This window comes from Luteimonas campi, assembly GCF_051162505.1.
GTDB lineage: Bacteria > Pseudomonadota > Gammaproteobacteria > Xanthomonadales > Xanthomonadaceae > Luteimonas.
The window spans coordinates 581,082-597,566 of sequence record NZ_JBNWEM010000001.1; the positions used below are offsets into that span (position 1 = coordinate 581,082).

Annotated in this window: 12 protein-coding genes and 1 pseudogene; 7 read left to right on the forward strand and 6 right to left on the reverse strand. The window is 70.7% G+C overall.

All coding sequences use genetic code 11. The features are described 5' to 3' along the window. Positions 1–266: 266 nt before the first annotated feature. The 7 genes and pseudogenes from ACQYVW_RS02655 (at position 267) to ACQYVW_RS02685 (ending at position 6,072) form a co-directional block, all read left to right on the forward strand. A complete protein-coding gene (locus ACQYVW_RS02655) occupies positions 267–1,052 on the forward strand; it encodes a CPBP family intramembrane glutamic endopeptidase (protein WP_434945956.1) in 786 nt (261 codons plus the stop codon). Between the two features lie 107 nt (positions 1,053–1,159). Continuing rightward, positions 1,160–1,552, forward strand: a complete 393-nt coding sequence (locus ACQYVW_RS02660; RefSeq protein ID WP_434933881.1) for a GntR family transcriptional regulator — start codon at positions 1,160–1,162, stop codon at positions 1,550–1,552. Next, entirely contained in the window at positions 1,549–2,439 is an 891-nt protein-coding gene (locus tag ACQYVW_RS02665; protein ID WP_434933880.1) for an ABC transporter ATP-binding protein, read from the forward strand. The genes ACQYVW_RS02660 and ACQYVW_RS02665 overlap by 4 nt, the downstream gene beginning before the upstream one ends. Beyond that, positions 2,436–3,104 (forward strand): ABC transporter permease, encoded by a 669-nt coding sequence (locus tag ACQYVW_RS02670; protein WP_434933879.1) that lies wholly within the window; start codon positions 2,436–2,438, stop codon positions 3,102–3,104. The genes ACQYVW_RS02665 and ACQYVW_RS02670 overlap by 4 nt, the downstream gene beginning before the upstream one ends. A gap of 11 nt (positions 3,105–3,115) precedes the next feature. After that, positions 3,116–4,252: pseudogene (locus ACQYVW_RS02675) on the forward strand (acyltransferase family protein); the annotation flags it as partial. Between the two features lie 165 nt (positions 4,253–4,417). After that, positions 4,418–5,284 (forward strand): ABC transporter ATP-binding protein, encoded by an 867-nt coding sequence (locus tag ACQYVW_RS02680; protein ID WP_434933887.1) that lies wholly within the window; start codon positions 4,418–4,420, stop codon positions 5,282–5,284. Then, a complete protein-coding gene (locus ACQYVW_RS02685) occupies positions 5,281–6,072 on the forward strand; it encodes an ABC transporter permease (RefSeq protein WP_434933878.1) in 792 nt (263 codons plus the stop codon). The genes ACQYVW_RS02680 and ACQYVW_RS02685 overlap by 4 nt, the downstream gene beginning before the upstream one ends. 50 nt (positions 6,073–6,122) lie before the next feature. On the opposite strand, the gene mtnA is transcribed toward ACQYVW_RS02685, so the two are convergent. The 6 genes from mtnA to smc all read right to left on the reverse strand — a co-directional run bounded on the left by mtnA (position 6,123) and on the right by smc (position 16,337). Continuing rightward, a complete protein-coding gene (mtnA, locus tag ACQYVW_RS02690; RefSeq protein ID WP_434933877.1) occupies positions 6,123–7,193 on the reverse strand; it encodes an S-methyl-5-thioribose-1-phosphate isomerase in 1,071 nt (356 codons plus the stop codon). Positions 7,194–7,224: 31 nt separating this feature from the next. Beyond that, positions 7,225–8,175 (reverse strand): EF-P lysine aminoacylase EpmA, encoded by a 951-nt coding sequence (gene epmA, locus ACQYVW_RS02695; RefSeq protein ID WP_434945957.1) that lies wholly within the window; start codon positions 8,173–8,175, stop codon positions 7,225–7,227. Beyond that, positions 8,172–8,639 (reverse strand): GNAT family N-acetyltransferase, encoded by a 468-nt coding sequence (locus ACQYVW_RS02700; RefSeq protein ID WP_434945958.1) that lies wholly within the window; start codon positions 8,637–8,639, stop codon positions 8,172–8,174. Before ACQYVW_RS02700 ends, epmA begins: the two co-directional genes overlap by 4 nt. After that, a complete protein-coding gene (gene ligA / locus ACQYVW_RS02705) occupies positions 8,636–11,140 on the reverse strand; it encodes an NAD-dependent DNA ligase LigA (protein WP_434945959.1) in 2,505 nt (834 codons plus the stop codon). The genes ACQYVW_RS02700 and ligA overlap by 4 nt, the downstream gene beginning before the upstream one ends. A gap of 918 nt (positions 11,141–12,058) precedes the next feature. Continuing rightward, a complete protein-coding gene (gene zipA, locus ACQYVW_RS02710) occupies positions 12,059–12,805 on the reverse strand; it encodes a cell division protein ZipA (protein ID WP_434933873.1) in 747 nt (248 codons plus the stop codon). 28 nt (positions 12,806–12,833) lie between these two features. Beyond that, the gene (gene smc / locus ACQYVW_RS02715; RefSeq protein WP_434945960.1) at positions 12,834–16,337 is read right to left on the reverse strand and encodes a chromosome segregation protein SMC; all 3,504 of its coding nucleotides are present in this window, start codon (positions 16,335–16,337) and stop codon (positions 12,834–12,836) included. Positions 16,338–16,485: the final 148 nt, after the last annotated feature.

Here is a 16,485-nt window from a genome sequence, read left to right on the forward strand (position 1 = left end):
GGGCCTCTCGGCCGCGCCGGAATCAATCGCGGAATGCTATCACGAACGCCGTTTTTTCGCCAGCATATTCCTGCGCGAAAACAACCACTTGCGGATCCTTTGCGCAGCGACAGCCGCATCGCTCCCGCCCCTTCGCCCTCCGGATCCGCGACGCCGTCCGCGCCACGCTTCCGGATCGTCCGCCAGCAGCAGTGCCTGACAGCTGTCAGTACAGCGAGGCGGTCCGCCGCTCCACACTGTCCGCACCCCGCCCGCATCCGGTCCCGATGAGGTCGATCGCACCGTCCCCGCTTCCGCGCCTGTTGCTGTTCGCCGTCGCCCTGGTGGTGCTCTGGCGGCTGACGCTGGGAATGCCCGAGGTCGCGTCCGACCCGCGCGCGCAGCGTATTGCGCAAGGCGTGCTGCTGTCGGCGGGCGTCGCCGCGCTGGTCTGGGGCCTGCTCCGGTACGAGCGGCTGCCCTGGCGCGTGGCGGGATGGAGCGCGGCGGCAGGCAGCAACCTGCTCGCCTTCGCCGCGGGCATCGCGCTGTGGCTGCTGCCCGCCGCCGCTGGCGTGGCCCTCTGCCTGTGGCTGGACTGGGCGACGCTGTCGCCGCGCTTGGGGACGACGGATCTGGCCCTGCTCCTGCCGGGCATCGCGCTGGCCGTTCTTCTGTCGGAGGCCCTGCCCGAGGAACTGGGGCTGCGCGGCTACGTCCAGGGGCTGGTCGGGCGGCACGCGCCGGCATGGGTCGCCCTGCTGGCGCAGCTGGCGGTGTTCGTCGCCTTCGCCTGGGCCGTCGGCGCGCTGGATTCGCTGCAGCAATGGATGTTCGTGCCGGGGCTCGGGCTGATCCTCGGCTATGCGCGGGCGCTGTCGGGCCGGCTGTGGACCTGCATCGGCATCCACTGGGCCTGGATGACCACGACCCAGTGGCTGTTGGCCGCGTTCGACATCAGCGGCGCGCAGACCCTGCTGTTCGTGGCCTGCGTCCTGCTGCCCTCGACCACCATCGGCATCGTGCTGGGCCTGCAGCGGCCGGACTTCGACTGGCGCCGGCGCGAGCGCTGAGCACCGCTGAGGCAGATCCGACTTCCGCGCCGGCCTGCAGACCCAGGTCTCCCGACAGACGGTACTTCCCGACCGCGCCTCAACTGTGCATACACTATATGCACAGTATGAACACTGACCTCCACATCTCGCAGACCGACGCGCGGCCCATGTATCTCCAGATCGTGGAGCAGATGCGCGCGCGCATCGCGTCCGGGGAGTGGCCCGCCGGCCACGAGCTGCCTTCGATCCGGGCGCTGGCGGCGACCATCAAGGTCAGCGTGATCACGGTCAAGCGCGCCTATCTCGACCTCGAGTCGGAAGGGGTGATCGTCACCCGCCACGGCAAGGGCTCGTTCGTCGCCGACAGCGGTCGCGGCAGCGCCGCCAGCGAGCTGCAGCAGCAGAAGCTCGACGAGCATCTGCGCGGCGCCGCAGAGATCGCGCGCCAGCTCGGCATGACCGACAAGGAACTCGAAGCACGACTGCGCAGCGCGCTGCGCGCCGGGAGCACACCATGAGCAACACCGCCCACCTGCGCCTGCGGGGCGTCGGCAAGGCCTATCGTTTCTTCCAGCTGCAGGGGCTCTCCTTCGACCTGGAGCCCGGCGAGGTGATGGGCCTGGTCGGCCCGAACGGCGCGGGAAAGACCACCACCATCCGCATGGCCATGGGCATGATCGCGCCCGACGCTGGCGAGATCCGCGTGCTCGGCCACGCCATGCCGGCCGCGCAGGCCGAAGCCAAGCGCGACATCGGCTATGTGTCGGCCGACATGCGGCTGATCCCCAACGCGACGCTGGGCTGGCACATGGCCTTCGTCGCCTCGGCCTACCCCGGCTGGGACGCCGACTATGCGGCCACCCTGCAGCGCCGCTTCAACCTGCATCCGCAGCAGCCGACGCGGACGCTGTCGCACGGCGAGCAGGTCAAGGCCGCCATGCTGCTGGCGCTGGCCCGCCGGCCGCGGCTGCTGCTGCTCGACGAGCCCGGCAACGGCCTGGATCCGGTCGCGCGCCAGGAACTGCTGACCGAACTCATGGACGTGCTGCGCGACGACGGCCGCTCGATCCTGTTCTCGTCGCACAACACCGTCGACGTGGAGCGCATTTCCGACCGCATCGCCTTCATGGACCGCGGCCGGCTGCTGGAAAACAGCGACAAGGAAGCGTTCCTGGAGCGCTGGCGCCGCATCGAGGTGCAGCTGGAACCCGGCGCCGCCCTGCCCCTGCTGCCCGACATCGTGGCGCAGGCCGGCGAAGGCCGGTTCCGCACCCTCACCACCAACCGCTTCGACCAGGCGCAGCTCGCGTTGCTGGGAAGCGCCGTGCACGGCGTCCAGCGCATGAGCCTGGAAGAGATCTTCGTCGCCAACGTCATGCATCACCGGGAAGCGCGCAACCCATGAACGGTATCGTCAACCGGCTCATCGCCAAGGAACTCCACGTCCACCGGGGGATGATGCTGGCGACCGCCACCGCGGCCGCCCTCTCGGCCCTGGCCTGCGCATTCGGCCGCGTCGCCTTCAACGTCGGCTCGATCGCCTGGATCACCGCGGTGATCGCTGGCGGGGTGATGCTGGCGATCTACGGCGTGGCCAACGAGCGCAAGGAGCAGTCGCTGCAGTTCATCCTCAGCCTGCCGGTCTCGGTCCCGCAGTACGTGCTGGCCAAGACCCTCGGCCTGTTGCTGTGCTTCGCGCTGCCCTGGCTGGCCGCCACGCTCTCGGCCGTGGCCCTGGTGCTGGCCTCGCCTGCGGTGCCCGACGGCATGCTGCCCTTCGTCGTCGCGCTGTGCGGCTACCTGCTCGCCAACTTCGCGATCGTGCTCTGCGCCGCGCTGCACGCGCGCTCCGAAGGCGCAATGACGGCCGCGATCATCCTCACCAACATGTCGGTGAGCATCTTCATGTTCGTCGTCGGTGCGCTTCCCGGCATCCGCGCCCATCTCGATGCCGACGCGCCGGTGTGGAACGGCAGCGTGCTCGGCGTGCTGCTGGTCGAAGCCCTTGTCCTCGTGTTCGCCGTCGCCCTGCCGCAGCTCACCGTCGCGCGCCGCCGCGACTTCCTCTGAAGGACACCGCCATGCCCCACCACGATCCGCAGCGCCTGCATGCGCTGGACGCCGTCCGCGGCTTCGCGCTCCTGCTCGGCGTGGCCTTCCATGCCGCCTTGTCGTTCATACCGGGCTGGCCGCCGGGGCTGTGGGCGATGCAGGACCACTCGCCGAGCGCGTTCCTGGGCGATGCCGCCTTCGTCTCGCACGTGTTCCGGATGACGCTGTTCTTCTTCATCGCCGGCTACTTCGCGCGCCTGCTGCATGGCCGGCTCGGCACCGCCGGATTCTGGAAGAACCGCATCCTGCGCATCGGCCTGCCGCTGGTGGCGGGCTGGGTGGTGCTGTTCCCGCTGATTTCGATGGTCTGGGTCGTCGGCCTCAGCAAGGTGTTCGGCGGCAGCCTGCCGGAGATGCCGGACATGCCGAAGGTCGCCGGCGCATTCCCGCTGACCCATCTGTGGTTCCTGTACCAGTTGCTGCAGTGCTATGTGCTGGTCCTGCTGGTGGCCGGGCTGGTCGCGCGCCTCGACCGCAGGCAGGCGCTGCGCAGCCTGGCCGATCGCGTGTTCTCGTCCGCGCTGCGGCTGCCGGTCGTTATCCTGTTCGTGCTCGCCCTGCCGGTGGCGAGCGCACTGCTGCCGTTGTCGAACTGGTTCTACTGGACCGGGATTCCCACGCCAGACCAGAGCCTGATTCCGCAGCTGGCGTCGCTGACGGGTTACGGCACCGCGTTCGCCGTGGGCTGGCTGCTGCACCGTTCCCGCGATGGGTTGGCGGCGCTGGCACGGTACTGGCTGCCGAACCTGCTGGCGGGCGCGCTCGCCGCAGCCTGGATGCTGGTGAGCCTGCGAGTCACCCCGATGGCGCCGGACGGCGTCCCCGCCAATCCGCTGGTGCTGTTCGAGGGTGCCCTGCTGACCAAGGCGGGCTTCGCGCTGATGCATGGCGTCGCCGCATGGGGCCTGTCGCTCGGCCTCACCGGCGCCGCGCTGCGATATCTCGGCGGCTACAGCCCCGTGCGCCGCTACGTTGCCGACGCTTCGTACTGGATCTATCTCGTGCACCTGCCCGTGGTGGCCGCGCTGCAGGTCTGGGTGGGCCACTGGTCGCTGCACTGGAGCCTGAAGTATCCATTCATTGTGGTCGCCAGCCTGGCGCTGCTGTTCGCCAGCTACCACTGGCTGGTGCGGCCCACGCTGATCGGGCAGTTGCTCAACGGTCGCCGGGTGCGCCGCGGCGGCGGCACTGCGCCGCAGCCGGAGCCGCCAGCGCCCGCGCCCCGACCCACGCCTGCCACGAAGACGCATGACGCGACGCCCGTCGCCACGCTGCGGGGCATCACCCGCAGCTTCGGCGGCGTGACCGCGCTCGACCGCTTCGACCTGCAGCTGCGCAGCGGTGAACTGCTGGCCCTGCTCGGTCCGAACGGCGCCGGCAAGACCACGGCGATCTCGCTATGGCTGGGCCTGCTCGAACCCGATGCCGGCACCGTCGACCTGCTCGGCGGTCCGCCGCAGGAGAGCGCGCGCCGGCAGGGCCTGGGCGCGATGATGCAGGATGTCGAGCTGCCGAAGGAGCTGACTCCGCGCGAGCTGGTGCGGCTGGCTTCGAGCTACTACGCCGACCCGCTCGGCCTCGACGAATGCCTGCACCGCGCCGGCGTGTCGGGCTTCGCCGATCGCGCCTACGGCAAGCTCTCCGGCGGCCAGAAGCGACTGGCGCAGTTCGCCGTCGCCCTCTGCGGACGGCCACGCGTGCTGTTCCTCGACGAGCCTTCGGTGGGACTGGACGTGCAGGCGCGGGCGGCGCTGTGGTCGAGCATCCGCGGCCTGCTCGCGACCGGCTGCTCGATCGTGCTGACCACGCATTACCTGGAAGAGGCCGAGGCGCTGGCCGATCGCGTGGCGGTGATCGCCAAGGGGCGCCTGGTCGCCTCCGGCAGCGTCGACGAGATGCGCGCCCTGGTCGCGCGCCGCCGGATCAGCTGCCAGACGCGGCTCAGCGAAGCCGAGGTTTCCGCCTGGCCCGGCGTGCAGGAAGCACGCCGCGAGCGCGATCGCCTGCACCTGACCGCCGTCGGCGCCGAGCGCGTGGTGCGGCGCCTGCTGGACGAGGATCCCGCGCTGTCGCGACTGGAAGTGCGCGAGGCCGGACTCGACGACGCCTTCAACGCCCTCACGAAGGAGGCTGCATGAACATCCTTGCATCGACCCCGCTGCTGACGGCACCCTCCACGCGCAGGCTGCTGCGCGCCTACGCCGAGGAAACCCGTTGCGAGGCGCTGCGCATGCTGCGCAATCCCGGTCTCGCCCTGCCGGTGCTGATCATGCCGGTCGCCCTGTACGCGCTGATCGCCTTGCTGGTGGCGGGCCAGGCGACGGCCGAGGATCCGATGGTCGGGGTGTTCCTGTTCGCCGCCTTCGCGGTAATGGCGGTCAGCATGCCGGGGCTGTTCGGCATCGGCGCCTCGCTGGCGATGGAACGCGACATGGGCCTGCTGCGGCTCAAGCGCGCGCAGCCGGCGCCGGCCGGTTCCTGGCTGGTGGCCAAGCTCGCCTGCGGCCTCGGCTTCGGCGTGCTCGCCTACCTGCCGATCCTGGCCGTGGCGCTGCTCGCCGGCCGGCTGGAGCTCGATGCGCCGCGCATCGTCGCGCTGAGCGTGGTGCTGGTCGCCTGCGCGATTCCGTTCTGCGCGATGGGCCTGATGATCGGCACCCTGTTCAAGGGCAGCGCGGCGCCTGGCTATGCCAACCTGGTCTACCTGCCGGGCTGCTACCTCTCGGGGATGTTCTTCCCGCTGCCCGAGTCGCTGCACTGGCAGGTGCCGGTTTGGCCGCAGTTCCACGTCATCCAGCTGGCCATGCATGCCGCGCGCGTGGAGAAGTTCCAGTTCGAACCGCTGGCGATGGCGATCGCCTATTCGCTGGGCTTCACCCTGCTGTTCAGCGCGGTCGCGATCTGGCGGCTGGCGCGCAAGGGCTGACCGCGCGCCGAGGCACGGTGGCCGCCGCCGGATACGGCGACGGCCGCGGATCAGGCGGCGAACAGCGCCCGCATCGAAGCGGTGTCCGGATGCTCGACGATGCCCTTCTCGGTCACGATCGCATCGATCAGCGAGGACGGGGTGACGTCGAACACCGGGTTCCAGGCCGGCACGCCCTCGGCCACGGTGCGCTGGCCGCCGATGCCGTAGAGCTCGGCAGGGTCGCGTTCCTCGATCTCGATCAGTTCGCCCAAGGCGGTGTCCATGTCGACCGTCGAGGACGGCGCCACCACCATGAATTTCGCGCCGTGGTGGCGCGCGGCGATCGCCAACTGGTAGGTACCGATCTTGTTGGCGGTGTCGCCGTTGGCGCAGATGCGGTCGGCGCCGACCACCACCCACTGCACCGCCCCGGTCTTCATCAGGTGCGCGGCAGCGGAGTCGGCGATGAGCGTCGCAGGAATCCCGTCCTGCAGCAGCTCCCAGGCGGTCAGGCGCGCGCCCTGCTGCCAGGGACGCGTCTCGCCGGCGAACACCTTGCCGATGCGTCCTTCGGCCACGCCGGCCCGGATCACGCCCAGCGCGGTGCCGAAGCCGGCCGTCGCCAGAGAGCCGGTATTGCAGTGGGTCAGCACGCCGCTGCCGGGCGCGATCAGCGAAGCGCCCAGGGTGCCCATGGCGTGGTTGGCGGCAAGATCCTCGGTTTCGATGGCGCGCGCTTCGGCTTCCAGCGCCGCGCGCCAGTCCATGCCCTCGCCCGCCTGCGCACGCAGCAGGGCCGCGCGCATCCGCGCCAACGCCCAGGCCAGGTTCACCGCGGTGGGACGGGCGGCATTGAGACGCTGCAGCGCTGGCTCCAGCGCCTGGGCTGCCGCTGATGCGTCGGCCGCCTCGACCTCGCGCGCGGCGAGCACCGCGCCCCAGGCGGCAGAAATGCCGATCGCCGGTGCGCCACGCACCGCCAGCGCATGGATGGCCGCGGCGACCTCCTCGCTGCTGCTGCAGCGCAGGTACTCGACCGCGAACGGCAGCCTGCGCTGGTCGAGCAGTTCCAGCGCGTCGCCGGTCCAGTGGATGGGACGGATTCGGTCGTAGCGTGCGTAGTCGATGGCCTGGCTCATCGGCGCATTCTACGCCGCCGACACGCGCGGCTCAGGCACGGCTGAAGTCGTAGGCCAGCACGTCGGCGATGGCGCCGGTGCCGAGCATCGCCATCAGCAGGCGGTCGATGCCCAGGGCGACGCCGGCGCAATCCGGCAGGCCGGACGCCAGCGCCTGCAGCAGGGCCTCGTCGATCGGCGGCCGCGCCGCGCCGCGACCGGCGCGGACCGCGTGGTCGCGCTCGAAGCGCGCGCGCTGCTCGGCGGCATCGGTCAGCTCGTGGTAGCCGTTGGCCAGCTCCAGCGGGCCGAGATAGAGCTCGAAGCGTTCCGCCACTTCCACCTCGCCGCGGCGCACGACCTTCGCCAGCGCGCATTGCGTGGCCGGGTAGTCGTACATCGCCAGCAACTGCCCTTGCGGGAAAGCCGGCTGGATGCGGTGGGTCATGAGCAGGTCGAGCCAGTCGTCGCGGGTCAGGCCGGCCGGATCGATCTCGCCCGGGAACGCGGCACGCAGTTCATCGACCGGCGCCGTCATCGGGTCGATTCCCAGCGCATCGCGGTACACCTCGCGAAACGAGGCCTTGCGCAGCGTCGCCTCGCGTCCAACCAGGCCCAGCGCGGCCTGCACCAGGGCCGCGGTCTCGTCGATCAGCGGCTCCAGCGTCCAGCCGACGCGGTACCACTCGAGCATGGTGAACTCAGGGTTGTGGCGGCCGCCGGCCTCGCCGTCGCGGAACACGCGGCCCAGTTCGTAACAGTCGCCGAGGCCTTCGGCGAGCAGCCGCTTCATCGGGAATTCGGCCGAGGTGCGCAGCCAGCGCCTGCGGGGTGCGCCATCGGTGCGTCCGCCGAACTCGAGGTGGAACGAGGTGATGTTGGGATCGGTGTTGCCGGCGCGCGACAGCACCGGCGTCTCGACCTCCAGCACGCCGCGCGCGTCGAAGAACTCGCGCACCAGGCGGTTGAGCCGAGCCCGCAGGCGCAGTGCCTCGTGGTTCATGCCGACTCCACGGCCAGCGCGCGGGTGAGGATGTCGCGCTGGTCGTCGCGGAATCCGCTGCGCAGGTAGAGCGCCTTCGCGCGCGCGTTGTGGTGGTTCACTTCCAGCCGCGCGACCGCCGCGCCCTGTCCACGCGCCCAGTCGCAGGCCGCCGACAGCAGCGCGCCGCCGAGCCCGCGACCGCGGGCAGCCGGCGCCAGGTACAGCTCGTCGACCAGCACGTGGCGCCCGCCCTGCTCGATGCTGAAGCACCAGCCGAGGACCAGGTAGCCGATGCATTCGCCCTCGGCCTCGGCGAACAGCAGCGCGCCGAGCGAGGGATCTGCGAGCAGCTGGTCGAAACCGCGGCGCACGCGCGCCTCGTCCAGTGGGATGCGGTCCTCGGCGTAGAAACTGCGCAGCATGCCGAGCAGCCGCGGCATTTCATCGGGCTGCACCGGCCGCAACGACACCGGCGGGCTCATGCATGCTTCCCGAGGAAGTCCAGCAGCTGCGCCTCGTCCCAGACCTCGATGCCCAGCTCCTGCGCCTTGGCGAGTTTGGAGCCCGCGGCTTCGCCGGCCACCACCAGGTGGGTCTTCTTCGAAACGCTGCCGGCGACCTTGGCGCCCAGCGCTTCGAGCTTCTCGCCGGCTTCGTCGCGGGTCATCGCCGACAGGCTGCCGGTGAGGACCACGGTTCTGCCGTCCAGAGGTCCCGCCGCGCGCTCGGCTTTCGCGGGCGCGGCGTCCAGCAGTCGCTGCATCGCGGCATCGGTCGCGCGCAACTCCGCCAGCGCGTCCTCGTCGGCCAGGTAGGCGGCAAGATTCCCGGCGCCCGCACTCGATGCGCCTGCACCCGCCCATCCGCTGGCATTGGCGCGCAGCAGCGCGTCGAGCCTGCCGTAGGTGTCGGCCAGGCGTTCGGCACTCTTGCCGCCGAGCTTGTCGACCGGGAGCGTGCCGAGCAGGTGCGCCAGGCCCAGGCGCTCGTGCAACCCAGCCGAGGGCATCGCCTCGTCGGTGAACGTGATGCCCGCGGCCAGCAGCGCATCGACCACCGCCGCGTTGCCCGGCTGTTCGAAGAAGGTCGCGATCGAGCGCGCGACCTCGGCGCCGATATCCGGCAGCGCCTGCAGCAGCACCGCCGGCGTCGTGCGTACGAAGTCCAGCGAACCCAGCCAGGCCGCCAGCGACCTTGCCGTGGTTTCCCCCAGGTGCGGGATGCCCAGCGCGAACAGGAAGCGCGGCAAGGTGGTGCGCCTGCTCGCCTCGATTGCGGCGACCAGGTTCTCGGCCCAGCGCGTCGCCAGCTTGCCCGACACGTCCACAGCCAGGTGGCGGCGCAGGAAGGCTGCGTTCTTCCAGTCCAGCGCCTCGTCGGCCAGCGCTTCCTGGCCCGCGATATCCAGCGTCAACGCGCCGCGGCTGTCGGCCACGGTCGCGAACAGATCGGCGGCGGTGGCCGCGTCGAGCGCGGTCTTCATCCGTACCAGGTCCTCGACCGTCAGCGCGTACAGGTCGGCCGGCGAGTGCACGAATCCGAACTCCACCAGCGCCTCGGCCTGGCGGTCGCCCAGGCCTTCGATGTCCATCGCGCGACGCGAGGCGAAGTGGCGCACCGCCTCCTTGCGCTGTGCCGGGCAGGACAGTCCGCCGCTGCAGCGCCATGCGGCCGCGCCTTCTTCGCGCACCAGTTCCGAGCCGCAGACGGGACAATGCGACGGCATCGTCCACGGCACGGCGCTGGCGGGGCGGCGCTCCTCGATCACGCGCACGATCTCCGGGATCACGTCGCCGGCGCGGCGCACGATCACGGTGTCGCCCTCGCGCGCGTCCAGCCGCGCGATCTGGTCGGCATTGTGCAGCGTGGCATTGGTGACGGTGACGCCCGCCACCTGCACCGGCTCGAGCCTGGCCACCGGCGTGATCGCACCGGTGCGCCCGACCTGCACCTCGATCGCGCGCAGCACGGTGGACTGCTCCTGTGCCGGGAACTTGTGCGCCAGCGCCCAGCGCGGCGCGCGCGAGACGAAACCCATCTCGCGCTGCTGGTCGTAGTCGTCGAGTTTGTAGACCACGCCGTCGATGTCGTAGGGCAGCGCATCGCGCAACTTCCCGATCCGGCGGAAATAGGCCAGCAGGCCGTCGAAGCCCTTGGCGGTGTCGACTTCAGGCGACACCGGGAAACCGAAGCCGCGCAGCAGGGCCAGGGTCTGCGAGTGGGTTTCGGGCAGCTCCAGCCCCCGCACCTCGCCCACGCCGTAGGCGAAGAAGGCCAACGGCCGGCGCCGCGTCACCGCGGGATCGAGCTGGCGCAGCGAACCGGCCGCGCCGTTGCGCGGATTGGCGAGCAGTTTCTCGTTGCGCTCCAGCGCCGCCACGTTCCAGGCCTCGAAGGCCTTGCGTGGCATGTAGATCTCGCCGCGCACCTCGAGCACCGCCGGCGGCGGCAGCTGGCCGGGGCGCAGCTTCAGCGGCACCGCGCGCACCTGGCGCAGGTTCGCGGTGACATTCTCGCCGGTGCTGCCATCGCCGCGGGTGGCGCCCTGGACGAACACGCCGCCCTCGTAGCGCAGGCTGATCGCCAGGCCGTCGAGCTTGGGTTCGACCGAGAACACGGGTTCGGCAATGCCGAGCTTCTGTTCGATGCGGCGTTCGAAATCGGCCACCTCGGCGTAGCGCACACGGTCATCGGCATCCTCGGGCACGCCCGCGGTTTCGAAGGCGTTGGCCAGCGACAGCATCGGAATCGCGTGCGTCACTTCCGGGAAGCCGCCATCGGGACGGATGCCCACGGTGCGGGTGGGCGAATCCTCGCTGGCGAGTTCGGGGTTGGCCTGTTCCAACGCCTCGAGTTCGCGCATCAGTGCGTCGTAGTCGGCATCCGGAATCGCGGGATCGTCGAGGACGTAGTAGCGATGATTGGCGTCTTCGATGCGGGCTCGCAGTTCGGCGACGCGGGCGGTGGCGGCGGGGTCGGGCATGCGCGGGATTGTAGGATGCGGCGCCGCGTTTGGCTGTCACGGGCGGTGGCACGCGGCGGCCTGACGTGCCTCACCTCGACGGTGGGCTCATTCCGCGAATGTGCCCCGGCATCGTCGGATGCGGAGGCCGGTTCGGCTACCACAGGCGCCTGGTTCGCGGCGGCGTGAGGGGCTTGGTTCGCGGCGACCTGAGGGACTTGGTTCGCGGCGACCTGAGGGGCCTGGTTCGCGGCGACCTGAGGGGCCTCGCCGCGACCGGCGGGCTTCCTTTGCGGAAGTCCCCCCTGCATCCGTCAGATGCGCGCCAGGTTTGACTATCACGGGCGCTGGCGCGCGGCGACCTGAGGGGCCTCGCCGCGACCGGCGGGCTTCCTCCGCGAATGTCCCCCGGCGTCCGCCTGGCGGCGGACGCCTCCTCCTTGATTTCGCTGCGGAAGCCCGCCGGCCGCGGCGAGGCTCGGTTTGCTGATGGTGGGGCGCGCGCTCCCGTGCAGCCCGGGCAGGTGCGCAGGTCGTGTCCGATGACGCCGGCACCATTCGCGCGCCGCGGCGGACGCCGTCCCGCCCCTTACCGCAAGCATTCGGTACGGTAGCGGGAAAGAGCGCCAACGGCGCGACGCCCGTACCTCGGTCCTTCCGCAACCGCGGTAGAAGCAGCGCAACTCACTACCCTGCAGGTATCAGGGATACGGCGTTTTCTCGATCCGCAGCCGAGCCCCGCCGGGGGCGGTGGGTCCGCGCAGCAAAATCAAGGAGGAGGAATCCGCCAGGGGCGGATTCCGGGGGACATTTGCGGAGCGGGCCCGCCGTTCGCGGCGGGGTCCCACAGGTCTCAGCGCCCAGCAGGCAGGACCTGGTTCGCGGCGGGGCTCTCCAGTCCGCAACGTCAACCGGGCATGCTGTGCCCGGTGACAGGATTCACCAGCGCGGGCTGCGCGTGACCGGCGGAACTTCGTGCTCGCGATCCCAGGCGCGCATCTCGTCGCGCAGGCCCGCGATGCGTTGCCGGCCCAGCGCGTTGCGCGACTCGTCCAGCAGCACGCCGTCGAGCAGCTCGGCCATGCGCTGGGCCGCCGGCAGCATGGCGTCCCAGGCGTCGAGCGCGCTCACCGGTGCCGGCAGGGTCAGGAAGAAGGCGATCGCAGGCGTTTCCAGCGACTGGATGCTCGCCATCTCGAAGCTGCCGGGCTTGCGGATGTTGGCCACGCTGAAGATCGGCCCGCGCTCCGGATGACTCTCGACCAGGCGGTGAAACACATTCATGTGGCCGTAGGTCAGGCCCGCCTTCTCGGCGGCGACCACGATGTCCGGCCCGCGCAGCACCTGGTTGGCGCGCGCGGCGACGTAGAGCGTGATGATCTTCTCGAAGTCCTCGCTCACACGCTTGCCCAGCTCGCTGTTGGGCGAAGCCGCGCCGACGCTCTCGTCGAGCAGGCTCATCTCCGTCTGCACCAGCTCCTCGCCGCCCGCGGGCGGTGCGTCCGCCAGTTCGCGCTCGATCTGCGCGCCCAGGGTCGGTTCGACCCGGCTGGCGTCGCCGTCGCGCTCCTCGCGCGGCAGGCGCCTGCCCTGCTCCTTGCCCTGCCGGGGGCGCGTGCCGAAGTACCAGATCGCCGCCAGCAGGATCAGGCCCGCGATCAGGATGCCAATGCGCAATTCGGTCATGCATGTCCTCCGGAACTGGTGCGGGGCCTCACGCCGCCCCGGCCAGGCGCGCAGCCTCGGCCAGGTCGACGGACACCAGCCGGCTCACGCCGGGCTCGCGCATGGTAACGCCACTGAGCTGCTGCGCGGCTTCCATGGTGGCCTTGTTGTGGGTCACGAACAGGAACTGCACCTGCTGGCTCATCTCCGAGACCATCGCGGTGAAGCGGCCGACGTTGGCTTCGTCCAGCGGCGCGTCCACCTCGTCGAGCAGGCAGAACGGCGCCGGGTTGAGCTGGAAGATCGCGAACACCAGCGCCACCGCGGTCATCGCCTTCTCGCCGCCTGACAGCAGCGAGATGTTGCTCACGCGTTTGCCCGGCGGGCGCGCCATGATCGCCACGCCGGTGTCGAGCAGGTCCTCGCCGGTGAGTTCGAGGTAGGCGTGGCCGCCGCCGAACAGGCGGGGGTAGATCTCCTGCACGCCGGAGTTGACCCGGTCGAAGGTGTCCTTGAAGCGGCCGCGGGTCTCGCGGTCGATCTTGCGGATGGCCTCTTCCAGCGTCTCCAGCGCGGTGGTCAGGTCGGCGTCCTGGGCGTCGAGATACTCCTTGCGCTGCGCGGCCTCGGCATGTTCCTGGATCGCGGCCAGGTTCACCGGCTCGAGCCTGCGAAGCTTCGCGTCGAAGTCGACGACCATTTTTTCCCAGGCCGGCGCGGTCGCGTCCTCGGGCAGGGCGGCAATGGTCTCGTCCATGACGAAGCCGGCCTCGGCCACGGCCGCGGCGAGCTGGCCGGCACTGATCTCCAGCGCCTGCTGGTCGAGGCGGCGCTGGGCGATGGCTTCCCGCTGCGCCAGCGCCTGCTGCTCACGCTCGTGGCGCACGCGTTCGAACGCACGCAGGTCGTTGTCCACGCCCTCCAGCGCCGAGCGCGCGGCGGCCAGGTCCTTCTCGGCGATGACGCGGCGCTCCAGCGCGGCCTGGCGCTGTTCCTCCAGCGCGACCACCGGGGCGTCACCATCGGAGAGCTGCGCAGCCAGTTCGCCCAGGCGCGCGTCCAGCTGGCCGCGCTGGCCGCCCATGCGCTGCAGGGCCTGGGTCAGGGCGACCACCTGGGCACGCTGGGATTCCAGGGTCAGGGCCAGGGCGTGGGCGGTGTCGCGGGTTTCGCGCGCAGCTGCGCGGGCGGCGTCGCGGGCCTCGACCAGGCTGCGGCGCTCGGCTTCCAGCGCATTGCGCGCGGCCTCCAGCTCGGCCATGCGCGCCACCGCATCCTCCAGCCGGGAACGCGCCTCGCGCGCCTGCGCGGCGCTGCCGTCGATGGTTTCGATCAGCTGGCCGAGTTCGGCCTCGATCTTCTCGATCCGCGCCCGCGCGTTGTCCACCCGCCCCTGCTGGCCCTGCAGCTGGCCGGCCAGTTCCGAGACGCTGCGGTGCGCGGTATAGAGCTGGCGCTGCGCATCCTCGCGCTGCTGCTCGGCCTGCAGCAGGCGCTCGCGCCCGGTCGCCAGCGCGGCTTCCAGTTCATGCTCGCGCGCCTGCAGTTGTTCGATCGTCGCGCGCAGCTGCTTGATCTCGCGCTCGCGCAGCAGCGCGCCCTGCTTGGCCGCGCCCGAGCGCATCACGCGCACCCAGCCGCTGCCGAGGCGCTCGCCGCCGCGGGTGATGACCGATTCGCCCGGATCCAGCCGTGCCTGCAGGGCGGCCGCCTCGCCCAGGCTCTCGGCCACGTGCAGACGGGCCAGCATGCGCCGGATGGCGAGCGGCCCCTGCACCTTCGCCGCCAGCGAGGTCGGCGCGAAATCGTCCGCGCCGGCGGCCGAGGCCACCAGGGCCAGCCGGCCTTCGCCGAGGTCGGCCAGGGCTTCGACCAGCGCCTCCGGCGCCTCCACCAGCACGCCTTCGATCAGTTGCCCCAGCGCGCCTTCGACCGCGTTCTCCCAGCCCGGCTCGACGCTCAGCTGCTCGCCCACGCGCCTGGCCGAATCCAGGCCGTGCCGGCGCAGCCATTCGACCGCGGCGCCCTGCTCCTGGCCCAGCGCCGCGTGCTGCAGCGTCTCCAGCGAGGACAGGCGGCCGCGCGCCTCCTGCGCCTGTTTGCGCAGGTCGGACAGTTCGTTCTGGGCGCTGCGCTGCTGGTCCTGCAGGTCGAGCGCAGCCTGCTTGCGCGCCTCCAGCTGCTCGTTGAGGCCGTCCAGCGCGAGCTTCTGCTCCTCGTGGCGCAGGGCGATGGCCTCGAAGGCTTCCGACAGCGCGTCCAGGTCCAGTGCGCCACGCTCGGCCTGCAGTTGTTCGCGGCGTCGGTCGGCGTCCATCGACTGGCGGTCGAGATAGTCCACGCGGGTGCGCTCGACGTCGCCGGCGCGCGAGGCCTCGTTCTGCTCGCGATTGTGCGCTTCCCAGCGCTGCTGCCAGTCGGCCAGCGCCTCCTCGGCGGCGCGCAGCGCCTCCTGACGGACCTCGTCGCCCTCGCGCAGGGCCTCCAGCTGCGGCTCGACATCGGCGATGGCCGACTGCAGCATCTCCAGCCGCGACTGGTCGCCGCTGATGTGCTGGCCGATCTCCTCCAGCGCCTGGCGGGCCTCGTCGCGGGCCTTGTGCAGGCGCTCGGCCATCTCGCGCTGGTGCGCGATCTGCTGCTCGATCCGCGCCAGCGTACCGCCCACCTCGTAATTGGCGGCCTGCACCCGGCTGAGCGCGGTGCTGGCCTCGTCACGGCGCACGCGACCGGTTTCCAGCTCGCGCTCGGCCTCGCGCTGCTCGGCGATCAGCTGCTGCAGCCGCGTCTCCTCCTGCGACAGGCCCTGCCGCAGCGCCTGCAGCTGCGCGTCCAGCGCGCGGAATTCCAGCGCCTTCCATTGCGCGTCACGGATCTTCCGCTCGGCCTGGATGGCGGTGTACTGCTCGGCCTGCCTGGCCTGGCGGGCCAGGTGCTGGAGCTGCTTGCCCACTTCCTCGCGCAGGTCGTTGAGGCGGTCGAGGTTCTCGCGGGTGTGGCGGATCCGGGTCTCGGTCTCCTTGCGCCGTTCCTTGTACTTGGAGATGCCGGCCGCTTCCTCGAGATAGACGCGCAGCTCCTCGGGCTTGGCGTCGATCACCTGCGAGATCATGCCCTGCTCGATGATCGAATAGCTGCGCGGGCCCAGGCCCGTGCCCAGGAACAGGTCGGTGATGTCGCGGCGGCGGCAGCGCGCGCCGTTGAGGTAATAGCTGCTCTGGCCGTCGCGGCTGACCGTGCGTTTGACCGAGATCTCGTTGAACGACGCGTATTCGCCGCCCACGGTGTGGTCGGAGTTGTCGAAGATCAGCTCCACCATCGCCTGCGACACCGGCTTGCGCGCGGTGGAGCCGGCGAAGATCACGTCGGTGAGCGAATCGCCGCGCAGCCGGCTGGCCGAACTTTCACCCATCACCCAGCGCACCGCGTCGATGATGTTGGACTTGCCGCAGCCGTTCGGCCCCACCACGCCGGTCATATTGGTCGGCAGGTGCAAGGTGGTGGGGTCGACGAAGGATTTGAATCCGGCGAGCTTGATCGTGGACAGGCGCATGCGGCGTTGGAGGCCCTGGCCGCGCGCGCAGGCGCGGCTCCTATGGTTCTAGCGAGAAGGTAGGAATGACTTTCAAGTCATTGAATGCATTGGGATACTAACGACCCCAACCGCATTCCGACCCGCGAGTATAACGACCGGGCCGCCC